11 protein-coding genes are annotated in these 12,156 nt (G+C 41.9%); 1 reads left to right on the top strand and 10 read right to left on the bottom strand.

Annotated features, from left to right (window positions below; genetic code table 11):
- Positions 1 to 141: 141 nt before the first annotated feature.
- From VPHSUH08_RS04070 to VPHSUH08_RS04040, 7 genes are all read right to left on the bottom strand, one after another.
- Positions 142 to 729: a hypothetical protein gene (locus VPHSUH08_RS04070; RefSeq protein WP_105086793.1), complete on the bottom strand. Its 588-nt coding sequence runs from the start codon at positions 727 to 729 to the stop codon at positions 142 to 144.
- 267 nt (positions 730 to 996) lie between these two features.
- Positions 997 to 1,758, bottom strand: a complete 762-nt coding sequence (locus VPHSUH08_RS04065) for an SDR family oxidoreductase (RefSeq protein ID WP_004694325.1) — start codon at positions 1,756 to 1,758, stop codon at positions 997 to 999.
- 112 nt (positions 1,759 to 1,870) lie between these two features.
- Complete coding sequence (locus VPHSUH08_RS04060) at positions 1,871 to 2,629, bottom strand: SDR family NAD(P)-dependent oxidoreductase (protein ID WP_004694327.1); 759 nt, start codon at positions 2,627 to 2,629, stop codon at positions 1,871 to 1,873.
- A gap of 367 nt (positions 2,630 to 2,996) precedes the next feature.
- Complete coding sequence (locus VPHSUH08_RS04055; protein ID WP_105086792.1) at positions 2,997 to 3,998, bottom strand: electron transfer flavoprotein subunit alpha/FixB family protein; 1,002 nt, start codon at positions 3,996 to 3,998, stop codon at positions 2,997 to 2,999.
- Positions 3,998 to 4,987 (bottom strand): electron transfer flavoprotein subunit beta/FixA family protein, encoded by a 990-nt coding sequence (locus VPHSUH08_RS04050; protein ID WP_105086791.1) that lies wholly within the window; start codon positions 4,985 to 4,987, stop codon positions 3,998 to 4,000. The genes VPHSUH08_RS04055 and VPHSUH08_RS04050 overlap by 1 nt, the downstream gene beginning before the upstream one ends.
- 4 nt (positions 4,988 to 4,991) lie before the next feature.
- Positions 4,992 to 5,270: a ferredoxin family protein gene (locus tag VPHSUH08_RS04045; RefSeq protein ID WP_008715118.1), complete on the bottom strand. Its 279-nt coding sequence runs from the start codon at positions 5,268 to 5,270 to the stop codon at positions 4,992 to 4,994.
- Positions 5,267 to 6,574: an FAD-dependent oxidoreductase gene (locus tag VPHSUH08_RS04040; RefSeq protein WP_105086790.1), complete on the bottom strand. Its 1,308-nt coding sequence runs from the start codon at positions 6,572 to 6,574 to the stop codon at positions 5,267 to 5,269. Before VPHSUH08_RS04040 ends, VPHSUH08_RS04045 begins: the two co-directional genes overlap by 4 nt.
- 388 nt (positions 6,575 to 6,962) lie before the next feature.
- Between VPHSUH08_RS04040 and VPHSUH08_RS04035 the strand changes: the two genes are divergently transcribed.
- Complete coding sequence (locus VPHSUH08_RS04035) at positions 6,963 to 7,424, top strand: helix-turn-helix transcriptional regulator (protein WP_004694338.1); 462 nt, start codon at positions 6,963 to 6,965, stop codon at positions 7,422 to 7,424.
- Between the two features lie 169 nt (positions 7,425 to 7,593).
- Here the strand turns inward: VPHSUH08_RS04035 and VPHSUH08_RS04030 are convergent, their stop codons facing one another.
- The 3 genes from VPHSUH08_RS04030 to VPHSUH08_RS04020 all read right to left on the bottom strand — a co-directional run bounded on the left by VPHSUH08_RS04030 (position 7,594) and on the right by VPHSUH08_RS04020 (position 12,155).
- The gene (locus tag VPHSUH08_RS04030; protein ID WP_008603324.1) at positions 7,594 to 8,916 is read right to left on the bottom strand and encodes a pyridoxal phosphate-dependent aminotransferase; all 1,323 of its coding nucleotides are present in this window, start codon (positions 8,914 to 8,916) and stop codon (positions 7,594 to 7,596) included.
- Between the two features lie 436 nt (positions 8,917 to 9,352).
- A complete protein-coding gene (locus tag VPHSUH08_RS04025; protein WP_105086789.1) occupies positions 9,353 to 11,221 on the bottom strand; it encodes a TonB-dependent siderophore receptor in 1,869 nt (622 codons plus the stop codon).
- 22 nt (positions 11,222 to 11,243) lie between these two features.
- Entirely contained in the window at positions 11,244 to 12,155 is a 912-nt protein-coding gene (locus VPHSUH08_RS04020; protein ID WP_105086788.1) for an ABC transporter substrate-binding protein, read from the bottom strand.
- Between the last annotated feature and the right edge of the window lies 1 nt (position 12,156).

Below are 12,156 nucleotides of genomic sequence, written 5' to 3'. Positions count from 1 at the left end.
TGATTCTCATTATGAAAGTTTTGCATACCAACAAAAACGGCCCCTCATATGAGGAGCCGTTCTATATAAAACCCTTACAGTGTCCATGCGAGTGCTTCACCACAGCTCGCATGCCTATCCCATTAGGCCTGGACTTGTATATTATTTTGTATGTTGTTTTGGAGCTACTGTATTAGCAACAATCGCCTTAGCCATGTCGCGAGTTACAGGGCGTTCAAAGTACATCCCATGAGTTTGGCCGTCTTTGGTCCAACCTATGAGATATACCATTTTATTGCCACCTTTGAAAATAACCTTTGTGCCGTTTACTTTTTCATTAGCTGTTACACGAAAATCGCTATAATCGCCGCTAATATCTTCTTTTATTTCATTAGATACGCGATACACGATGCGTTTGCCTGCAGCTTGATTACGAGTAGCATCTTCACCAGCTTGGTAAACATAAACCACTTGCAATACATCCTTATCAATAGTACTTACAGATTCAATGTTATAACCTACAGGCAATACCTTAGGCATTTGAGGTGTAATGTTCATATATTTAGCCGCTTCATCTACAGTAGAAAACTCATGAAACGGGTTTGGCATGCCAACCATTGGCGCTTCTTGTTGAGCTACCACAGATTTAGGTTGATTTGGTTTTACATCAATAGTACCTTGAGCACCCGCAACAGTATAAGAACCTATACAAGCACAAGCAACAGCCATCAATACAAATTTCTTCAACATGATTATAATCTCCGCTCTTTTACATATACATCTGTACAAACACAACACATGTATTAAGAATATTATAATTTATAAATATATTTTACAAAATATTCTTTATCAAAACTTATTTTATAATTATACCCTAAATGATAGGGAATTTCAAGTAGTTATTTTTGATATAAAATCCTGAGTTCTATATTAGCTACTATACAAACATATATTCAAAATAGATGCTAAGACGCTCATCAGGAGTATCTATGTTTATATATAATCCATCCCTATCTACTATTTGGCAGCAGCTAGGTAATTAAATTTTGGCCCGCTGAGCTTAAACTCAAAGCTAGTTAAATCCACCTCGCCAACACATGCATCGCTATCATAAAGGGTGAGCAAAAAATCTGCGGTCTGTTCACTGCTATGATACTTTTCAAATGAAGCATCGTAATCAAATCCGCTTTTACCTGAAGCTACATCGCAGAACTCGCTTTTAGTAGCAGCAGGCGCTAAGATTTTAGCCTGCATTTTAGCATCTACATCCTGTGCAAGCTCATGATATAAGCCCTCTGTGAAGGCACTTACAAAAAATTTTGTGCCACAATATGGTACTACTCCGGGCGCTAAAAAATATCCACCCACGGAGGAAACATTTATCAACTGTGTTTGTTTACATTTATAATCTCGCACGAATAAACTAGAAAGTATCGCAAGTGCAGTTACATTTAAATCTATCATTTTTACCATTTTTTGAATATCATGATTGCCCATGAATCCAAAATCACCAAAGCCTGCATTATTAATAAGTGCCTTTAACTCATAGCTTTTAAGGTCATCCCAAAGCGCTAAAACGTTTTCGCTACGCGAGAGATCACAAGGTTTTACAATAACGTCTGAATCAGGCGAAATGTTAGCAATCTCGCCTTTCAAATTTTCTAATAATTCTGCTCTACGTGCAATAACGATCAAATTTTCTCCACGGCGTGCAAAAGCTTTTGCCGTAGCTGCTCCTATGCCTGAACTTGCTCCTGTAATAACGATATATTTTTTCATTTTTTTGCCTTTCCTTTATAAATAAGAGTATCTGGCTTTATTGCACTTGCTATGCCTCCTTAGTTAACATACGAGTCCTTTACTCAGCTTTCACATTAAATCATAGGATGTCTTATTTCTTATGCACCATAAACCCAGCTGCTTGTTGGTTAGCCATAATTGTGACATCAGAAATTTGCAAGCGTTTAGGTTGGTTTGTTACGTATAGCACAACGTCCGCCACATCCTCAGGTTGGATGGCATCGATGCCTGCATAGACGGCTTTAGCTCTTTCCGCATCACCGTGAAAGCGGACTTCACTAAATGGAGTCTCTACAATGCCCGGTTGAATGGTTGTGACCTTAATATCCGTTGCAATCGTATCCATCCGAATACCGTCGCTCAACATCTTAACGGCGGCCTTTGTAGCGCAGTAAACAGCGCCTCCTGGATATGCATAAATACCAGCAGTAGATCCCATATTCACAATATGACCTGCATTTTTATCGATCATATAAGGTAGTACGGCTTTTGTTACATATAAAAGACCTTTCACATTCGTATCGATCATAGTCACCGCATCATCGACAGTACTATCTTGGAAAGGATCTAAGCCTTGTGCAAGACCTGCGTTATTTACGAGGACATCAACGCCACCAAAAGCCTCAATTGCTGCTGGAACCTTGCTTTCAACATCCTCACGACTACGCACATCAAGAACCAAAGTCTCAACGCGCACGCCATACTCCTTAGACAAACGAGCCTGCACCTCAGCCAACACCTCAGCACGACGGCCAGAAATCAAAACATTATCGCCATACTTTGCATACGCCTCAGCAATACAAAGACCAATACCAGACGTTGCACCAGTAACAAAAACATTACGAGCCATAAGAACCTCCTTATCAATCCGAACTAAATCTATACCCTAATTATACCACTTTAATATGTAATGGACTCTAGGCTACTACGCGTACCACGCTCTCCTACTCCCCAAAATGACATATTGACGCATTTTAAGGTAAAACGCATAGAAATGAAAAAGGATTACCGTTCTGGAAGCGACTTTCCCTTTGTATAAATAATATGTCGGAGCATTTGTTTATAATACACTAATATTTGAGCTCTACAACAGCAGTAAGACAAATAGGGATGCCTATTCGAAGCCGCCTTGGGCGCTACGCGTACCCATGAAGGCTGAGGATAGGTATCCCTATGTCTTATTTAGTCTGATAAGTAGAGCTCAAATACTACGTCTTTTATTTCAAATGCGCCAACATATCATTTAACACTTCCATGCAATCCCCCACTATCCCATAGTTAGCGTGTTGGAAGATTTCTGCATTTGGATCATTGTTGATAGCCACGATTGTGTCAGCCCCAGAGATACCGCTCACGTGTTGAATAGCACCGGAGATACCAAATGCCAAGTATAGTTTAGGACTTACAGTTTTACCTGTTTGGCCTACTTGATATGGCAATTCAATCCAACCTTTTTCAACGAGTGGACGTGTAGCTCCTACAACACCGCCGATGGCATCGGCAAGTTCGTAAAGCTTATCAAAGTTTTCTTTGGACCCCATGCCGCGACCGCCCGCTACGATGATATCCGCTTCTTGAATGTTGTACCCAGCTTTGCTGAACGGAATGAAGTCAAGACGCTTCATGCGAATGTCTTCAGGGTTAAGGTCGAATGGTTCAATTTGAATGCGGCCCCAACTATCTGCAATGCGTTCAGGCTTTTTAAATACATTAGGACGGACAGAACCCATTTGTGGGCGATGATTTGGGGAAATAATTTCAGCTAAAATATTTCCCCCCAAGGCAGGGCGTGTCCATTCTACAAGACCTTCCTCAGTATCTACTGTCAAAATGGTACAGTCAGCTACGACGCCGTTTTTCATGCGACCAGACATACGAGGTGCTAGGTCACGACCATTATTTGTTGCACCAATCAAAAGAATATTAGGCTTATGATCTTCAAAGAAGTCCGTCAAAACCTTTGTATAGCCGTCCGTTGTATAGTATTTCAAAAGAGGGCTTTCAAAAACATGAACAATATCGGCACCATGTGCCACAAGTTCCTCCGCCTCGGATTGAACATTCTCACCAAGCAGCATAACTTGAACGAGTTGACCCAATTCCTTAGCAATACGGCGAGCTTGACCGATAAGTTCGTACGTAACCGGATGCACTACGTCATCGATGGTATCCGCTACGACAAAGACGTCTCTATATTCATCAAAATTTGTCACTCCCATTATCGATCACCTCCTTTGGAACCTTCTTCACCTTTAACAGCTGCTAAAACCTTAAACTCACTGGAGGATACACTTTCAACAGAGGCAGCCCGCTGCACAGGATCTTTTACATCTACGCCCTCATCATTGGTATCTACAGGCTCTTCAACCAGTTCTTCGCTGGGCACTAATAGATGAGAAAACTTTTCTGGCTTGATATTATAGGCCAATTCAAGAATTTTCTTAGCCCCTTCGTCCACGGATGAAAACATTTCTACCTTGCCCCTAAGCGGTGGTTGGTATACCTTGCGCACACGTGTAGGAGAGCCATTTAGCCCAATACGGCTTTCATCAATATGCGGCATATCTCTCAATGTAATATGCGTAATCGTGTATCGTTTAGCATAAATCGAGCTCCAAAGACCGGGTTGGCGAGGCTCATTGAGTTCAGCCGTAGCCGTTACCAATAGAGGTAATGGAACTTCCACAATTTCATAGCCATTTTCATGTTCTCGTTTTACAATTGCCTTTTGGGCTGCTTGATCTACGGATAATTCACAAGCATAGGTAGCTTGCGCCATGCCTAGTTCCTCCGCAATTTGAGGCCCTACCTGAGCCGTATCACCATCGATAGCCTGCTTGCCGCAGAAAATGATTTGGAATTCACGATTCATGGTGCGTTGGATATGACGAATAGCAGAGGCAATTGTATAGCTTGTCGCCAATGTATCTGCACCGCCAAAAGCACGGTCTGTAATGAGCACCGCATCATCCGCACCGAGGGATAAACACTCGCGCAGTGCCGCCTCGGCTTGTGGAGGACCCATAGTGACAACGGTTACACGACTACCTTCATATTGGTCTTTTACCGCAAGAGCTGCCTCTAACGCATGCATATCATAAGGGTTTACAATACTAGGCAGACCTGTGCGGATGAGATTATTCGTTTCCGGATCCAGCTTAATCTCAGATGTATCTGGAACCTGTTTGATACATACTAATAACTCCATACACTCACCCCTGTCTAAATTCTACGCCCTTAGCGTTACGCGGATATTTCCAAGTTTTTACGATGGTTTCGCCACAGAGAACACGGCAGGTACCGCATTCAAGGCAACCAGCGAAATCAAAGGCTAAATCGCCATTCTCTTGTAATGTATATAAACCAGCAGGACAGCCATTTACGAGTTTCATTTTCTCTTCCAGACCAAAGCCAGCGCCATCCACAATGATATGAGGAGACGTTTCATCTACATAGTATTTATTGGCGCCCAAGCGCTCTTCTAATTTCATAGGGAACGCACCCCTTTCCAAGCATCACGAATCAAGGTAACTAAACCTACATCACTTACACTACTCATCAATTTTTTCATCATTGGTACTGCCCCATCACCGTTTACAGTGAATACATCGCGCATCACATTATTCACAAGAGCTGGATACTCTTTGAATATACGAGGGTTGGATGCGAGGAAGGCAGGCATATTTTTATAAAGTTTCATGTCCTTATATAGCCAAGAATTCTTGATTTGACGTTCATACAATTTAGCAACGCGCTCCATGTTCTCATCGCGCAAGGCTACGTTAACCGCATCCGCTGCACACATACCAGATTCGATGGCAAGATCCATCCCACGAATGGTATACCCCAGGTTCATACACATGCGCGCCGCATCACCGACGATAACATACCCATTACCGCCCAACTTAGGCAGCGCTTTAAATCCGCCTTCTGGCACGAGATGCGCACTATGCTCCTTCAATTGACCATTTTTTAATAGTGGTGCGATTCTTGGATGGTTTGTGAAAGCTAACAGCATATCATCTACCGATTTAGTAGCTTTACCGATATCTTCAAGGCCTACAACCATACCTACGGAAAGGCTGTCTTTATTCGTATAAATAAAGCCACCACCTAATAGGCCATCGGTCATGTCCCCCAATGTAAGCCACGCCATCCCCTCATCGCCAGATAGCATAAGGCGATTTTCAAGATCCTCTTTTTTGAGTTTATATACCTCTTTTACCCCTACAGCCATTGTTTTTGGATCTGTAGGGCCTGTAAGACCAGCCTGTTCCAATAATAATGTATTAGAACCTTCTGCGATGACAACTAGTTTTGCATATACTTCGTCATCGTGACAGCGAACCCCTATTACGCGGCGATGTTTACCTTCACCTTCGGTAATAAGCTCTGTTACCTGTACATTAGATACGAGGAGAGCCCCTTTTTTCTCTGCCTCTTCTGCTAGCCATTTATCAAATTTAGCACGCAATACTACGTAGGATTCTTCATTAGGTTCACCATCTTCGTAACTATACTCGATGGTGGTCATTTCATTACCTGTACCAATAGAAATGCGCTCTTTTGTTACCTTTCGTTCCAACGGCGCACGGTCTCTAAAGTCCGGAACAAGACGCTCCAAAGAATGTGTATAGATGCGTCCACCCATCATATTTTTAGCACCTGGTGCGGTTCCACGTTCGATAAGTAAAACTTTTACCCTCTGCTCCGCAAGGCGTAATGCTGCCGCAGAACCCGCTGGCCCTGCGCCAACAACGATAACATCAAATGTTTCATTGCGATCAATTGCCATATACTCAGCTCCTTTAAATGAAAGCTTAGACTTACATAAGTTCATATAATATATATATTTCTCTATTTAGAACCAAAATACCTTTAAAAATTATCACAGAAAGATGAATATATTCTATATTTTTCAGAAATATATTATAAAAGTCTCTACAGGTTGTATATATACTCATTATATATTAATACTAATGTATACTTTCCCTTCTAGATGAGTGCAATAAAATTCATCAATTCGTGAAATTTATAAGTAAGTCTAGCTTTCACAGGAAAAGTAGCGTATGATAAAGGTAGCAAAAACCCTATACGGAGCAAGACGCGTATAATACGACCGCATAATGCAAGTCCACGGTCAAGGTTGGGAACTCGTTATTTTTTAATTAAGAGGAGGCCCTATGGACCCGTTAAAAATCTTGAAAGCATTATCCAATCCGCATCGGTTAGATATTATATTGTGGCTAAAACACCCAGAGAAAGAATTCGGTGTACAAGTACATGCTAATACGCTTATCGACTTTCCATATAGTGTAAGCGTTAAGAGTATACAAAAGCGCTGCGGTGTATCTCAATCTTCTATTTCTACATTTATGAGCATTTTAGAAAATGCTGAACTTGTAGAATCGCGTAAAATCGACCAATATACCTATTTCCGTCGCAACGAAGAGGTTATTCGCGAATTTGGCGAATGGTACAACAAAGAAGTATCCATCCAGTCTGATGAAATTGACAAATTATTAGAAACGGTTATCTTAGAAGACACTTCATATCCAGCAACTGAAGAAAGCTCCATACCTAGCGAGCAACTGGCAGTCGAAATACGTACTAAGGGACCGCATCATGATGAAGAAAGTAAATAAAAGCCCTTCCCTACTTACCATATCTAGGGAAAAACGAAAAGAGCTATAATTTTGAATATTATAGCTCTTTTTTATGTAATACTATACCATACATAGTATCTTTATAACTCATAATGATAACTTACAATGCAAAAAGAGTGCCTCCCTTTGGGAATGGCACTCTTTACGTTTATACATTTCGTTGTGCTTCATAAGCTCTGAATAGTTTAGATAATAACTCAGGAGCCAAGCGCAATAGTTCTGGATTTTCACAGAACGACACGCGCAATTGTGTTTTACCAGGGTTATTATCACCATTTTTACCGCTATAGAAACCATTGAGCGGCGCCATGAGGAGTGTATATTCCTTACCATCATCAAGGCTCACTGCACCGTGTTCGGCGCACCAGGACGCGAACTCTACACCGTCAAAGCCAGGTTTTGCCACCTTTCTCACGTCGATTACAAAGTAAATAGATGCTTCAGGGCGAGACACGATAAAATCCGGTTCTACCTCTTTAAACCCTTTATGGAGCTCAAAGATCATTTGACGATAGTAGTCGCGTTGTTGCTCATACCAGTTGTGCAACTGCGCATAGGACTCATGCTTCAAAGCGCCAAAGATATATTGGCCCAAGGTGTTAGCGCTAAGGTTTGCCGTATATTCCGCAACAGATTTTTCATAGCATAATTTATTATCCGTAATGATAGCTCCAATGCGAAGGCCACACGCATTCCAAACCTTACTAGCTGTTTCAAGGCTAATACGGCGGCCTTCGATGCCAGGCACATCTTTATCGGTTAAAGCCCAAATACTAGATGTTTCTTTCCCCTTTTCATAAGCCAATTCGCGGTACGCTTCGTCAGAGATAATCCACAAATTATGTTTAACGCACAATTTTGTATATTCAATGAGCGTTTCTTTGCTAAACAATTGACCAGTCGGATTGTCATAAGGAATGATGAGCAACGCACCAGGTTTTGTGTCGATAATGCGCTTCTCTACAGTCTCTACGGACGGCAATTCAAACTCACCATTTTCATTAAGCTCCCGCTCTACAGTAACCGTTTTACGGCCTATGCGAAGACCTACTGCATCATAGTTTGTATAAGAAGGGTTGAACATCAAGAGAGGGCGTTCCTCTTCGCCTGCACCACCACATACGCCGAGCATGATGATTTCCATCGCCATGGATGCACCGTCTGTTACGAGTACATCGAGGCCTGTTGTATCAAAACCTTGACTGCGCAAAATATGTAGAAATGCTTCACGGCATTCATCAGTGCCCGTAGTTGGTACGTATGGCACAATGCCATTGTGGAACGGACTATTAACACCACCCAAATCAAACAACCTACGCTGCATGGCGGGATGCATAGGACGCATTACATTGCCAATAGAACCATTCACCAAGATAGGTGGGTTCTTACGTTCCAAGAATTTAATTTGTCCTAGGCGAATGCCAGACGGCTTGCGAGCCATCATATACGGCGATAATTCTGGTTGTTTCATTTCGATCCAACTCCTCTAAAAATCAACCTTCTCCATGGGAAGGTTTTGATAACTGTGAAAGTAACAAAACATTTACTATACAAGCAAATATATGTGTACATCACAAAACATAAACTATGAATACCTATAGATAGATACATAATATTATAGAGCTTTTACTATAGAAAATCTATAGTTTTATAACATATACTTATTTACCTATACCTAATTTATCGGTTATTGAAAATAACTCTCATGGTGCTTAGTGCGGTCTCAATATATCATCAAAAATTATAATAAAAATGAAAGAGCCCCATAAGAGGCTCTTTCACCATGATATAGATTACATTTTGAAGCTATACAAATAACTATGATGTAATTGTCAATTATTAGTATAGCTTTATAATCGAACGATTACAGTAGTTATATCTATTAGCCATTGCAGTAGTTATACCCATTAGATAGTCACTTCTACACCGAGACGGAAGTTGCGACCTTGACCTGGCCACCAGTCACCAGGGTTGCCCCAACGAACGTTAGATTGTTCTGCATAGTATGTATCAAAGATATTGTTGATACGACCAAATATAGTAACATTTTCGCGTACACGATAGTTAGCGCTAATATCCGCCAACCAGTATGTTTTACGTGGGAATACATTATCTGCAGGGCCAGGACGATTAATGATACCGCGGATATCTAAATGAGCATCCCATTTAGCATCGTTGTAATCAAGACCTGCGTTAACAGCATGTTTTGGTACATACCCATCGCGATTTGCTTTACGAGTTGGTGTCGCATCGATATGAGTATAAGTATAGCCAAGGCGTGCGGACAAGTGATTAGTCAATTGCTTACGCACATCCGCATTGATGCCACGAGCTTTTTCAGTGTCAAAATTGCGATATTGGCCTGTGAAGTTTGCTGGATCTGTCATAACCCAACCGATTTTATCCTTTGTACTACGGCTGAAGAAACTAAGATTACTATTCCATGTTTTACCGAATTTGTGGTGTACACCTAAATCAAATTCATGACCTGTTTCTGGTTTCAAATTGCGGTTGCCATTGAAGCCATCAAATAATTGGTATGGTGTAGGGGCTAAGAAGTACTCTTTATACGCAGCATACACATTTGTCTTCTCATTTATATCATAGCCAAGGCTGATGGATGGAGATGTATGGGTGCCGAAGGAGGAATGATGGTCAACGCGGATACCAGGCGTTACAGTCCACTTAGGAGCAAATTTCCATTCATCTTGAATGAAGTATGATGTGTTCGTAAGCTTCACCCCGCCCATATTAAGCACCTTATCTTGTCTCCAGTCAAAGCCGCCTACTACAGTATGGTCTTTTGCTTTATACGTAACTTGATCACCAATACCACGAGTCTTCACATCCGTTAAGTACCCATCATATGTTGTTTTATAATGATTGTTCATCAAGTATAATTGATGGCTCCAGCGATTGCTGATTTTGTTGTTCCAAATCGCGCGTAAGGAGTCATTCGCTTCATTACCATAACGAATATGGTTGAGGGCACCCAAATGGTCGGAGTACATTACATCGCCACGATATGTGTCGTAAGCTATTTTTACATCGTTCTTATCATTAATTGTATTGCCCACCATGAAAGATGCACTATGGCTGTTGCCATGTTGAGGAACACGCACGCCATGACCATCTTTGTAGGAGCCAATGATATCTTTTTGTACGCCTACACGCCAGTACCAATTGTTTTGGCTACCTTCATTGGTAATTGCGTATTGCTCTAAATCATTGCTGCCACCCATCACGCGAAGCTTAGTTTGTACACCTTGCTCAGGTTTTGCAGTAATTACGTTTACTACACCACCGATGGCGCCGGAACCATACAATGTAGAACCTGCACCACGTTGGACTTCAATGCGATCAATACTGGACATATCTTTCAAAATAGTCATCGGCGGATTCACACCTGCTGCGCCCATATTGATGCCGTCTACCAAATACAATACTTGGTCAGACCCATTGATGCGGAATGCATTGGAGTTCGTGTAACCTACGCCACCACCATACGTATTAATATCTACGCCCGGTACGATGTTCAAGGCTTCGTTCATATTCGTAGCATGGCGCTCACGAATATCGTCACCTGTTACTACGCCTACACTAGCTGGCACTTCTGAAAGCTGTTGTTCACTACGAGTCGCCGTAACAACAATGGTATGCGCTTCTTTCGCATCACCAGCATCAACAGCTAATACACTAGGTGCACTCAATGTGCTACCAAATACGAGAGCTAACCCTACGTACATGGATAATCGTTGCATTCTTGATACTTTCATAAAAACCTCCACACACACTAAATCACTTGTCATATATATTTTGTGCCATAGAAACCATTGCACGAGTCATAAATTGAGAATAACTCATGACCTGCGAGGAATCTACGAGGAACACACGACGATTGGCGATGGCCTTAACCCCCTGCAAAGCAGGGTCAGAATAGAGTTGTTCTGCCGTTGCTGGCGTAGTGCCATCCGAGGTATAAGCTACCGATGGGATGATGATAATGTCTGGATTCGCTTTAATTAAATCCTCTCGCGTCCCATTATCAAAAGGCCCCAAGCCTAATTGGGCGGCCGCATTGGTAACCTTCAGATATTTAGTCATATCATCAAAGGTTGACCCTTTGCCACCGGTTAAACCAAATTGCGTATAAAATGCTACTACAGGGCGTTCACCGGTATGTTTATTTGCTAACTCTTCGACAGTTTTCAAATCTGCATCCATGCTAGCAATCATCTTTTCATCCGAAGCGTGTAAGAGTCCTGCAATTTCATGGATAACTGCTTTTGCTTCTTCTACCGTAGTCGGAGTCTTATAGACGTAAACGGGAATCTGCATATTCCGCATTTCCCCAATTGCATCTGGAGATATCCAGTTTGGAACTAATACTAAATCAGGTTGTACTGAAAGCATGGATTCAGCAGTTGCTTTCACATGCGTTCCCACCTTGGCAGACTCGTCAGGCACATTGTTAGGCACGGTACCAACGGCTGCTACTCGGCTCGGATTAACCAAAGATAACACTATATCCTCTGTACTGGCAGCAATAGGGACGATTCGCTTCGGCTCACTAGGCACCGTAACAGTTACACCAGTGCCATCCGTAACTTGATGTGTCGTGCCCGTAGTCCCCGTCTGCGTAGGACCACAACCGACCACTAGAAGTACCATCATTACTATGGTACATATAATAGATATTCTGTGCTTCATA

The organism is Veillonella sp. S13054-11 (genome assembly GCF_002959795.1).
Classification (GTDB): domain Bacteria; phylum Bacillota; class Negativicutes; order Veillonellales; family Veillonellaceae; genus Veillonella; species Veillonella parvula_E.
This window is presented reverse-complemented; position numbering and strand designations above follow the sequence as displayed.

Excerpts from the sequence above, each read along its gene's own strand:
- VPHSUH08_RS04025 (WP_105086789.1), bottom strand. The coding sequence starts at position 11,221 with ATGAAAGTATCAAGAATGCAACGATTATCCATGTACGTAGGGTTAGCT.
- VPHSUH08_RS04050 (WP_105086791.1), bottom strand. The coding sequence starts at position 4,987 with ATGGAGTTATTAGTATGTATCAAACAGGTTCCAGATACATCTGAGATT.
- VPHSUH08_RS04070 (WP_105086793.1), bottom strand. The coding sequence starts at position 729 with ATGTTGAAGAAATTTGTATTGATGGCTGTTGCTTGTGCTTGTATAGGT.
- VPHSUH08_RS04040 (WP_105086790.1), bottom strand. The coding sequence starts at position 6,574 with ATGGCAATTGATCGCAATGAAACATTTGATGTTATCGTTGTTGGCGCA.
- VPHSUH08_RS04035 (WP_004694338.1), top strand. The coding sequence starts at position 6,963 with ATGGACCCGTTAAAAATCTTGAAAGCATTATCCAATCCGCATCGGTTA.
- VPHSUH08_RS04060 (WP_004694327.1), bottom strand. The coding sequence starts at position 2,629 with ATGGCTCGTAATGTTTTTGTTACTGGTGCAACGTCTGGTATTGGTCTT.
- VPHSUH08_RS04065 (WP_004694325.1), bottom strand. The coding sequence starts at position 1,758 with ATGAAAAAATATATCGTTATTACAGGAGCAAGTTCAGGCATAGGAGCA.
- VPHSUH08_RS04045 (WP_008715118.1), bottom strand. The coding sequence starts at position 5,270 with ATGAAATTAGAAGAGCGCTTGGGCGCCAATAAATACTATGTAGATGAA.
- VPHSUH08_RS04030 (WP_008603324.1), bottom strand. The coding sequence starts at position 8,916 with ATGAAACAACCAGAATTATCGCCGTATATGATGGCTCGCAAGCCGTCT.
- VPHSUH08_RS04020 (WP_105086788.1), bottom strand. The coding sequence starts at position 12,155 with ATGAAGCACAGAATATCTATTATATGTACCATAGTAATGATGGTACTT.
- VPHSUH08_RS04055 (WP_105086792.1), bottom strand. The coding sequence starts at position 3,998 with ATGGGAGTGACAAATTTTGATGAATATAGAGACGTCTTTGTCGTAGCG.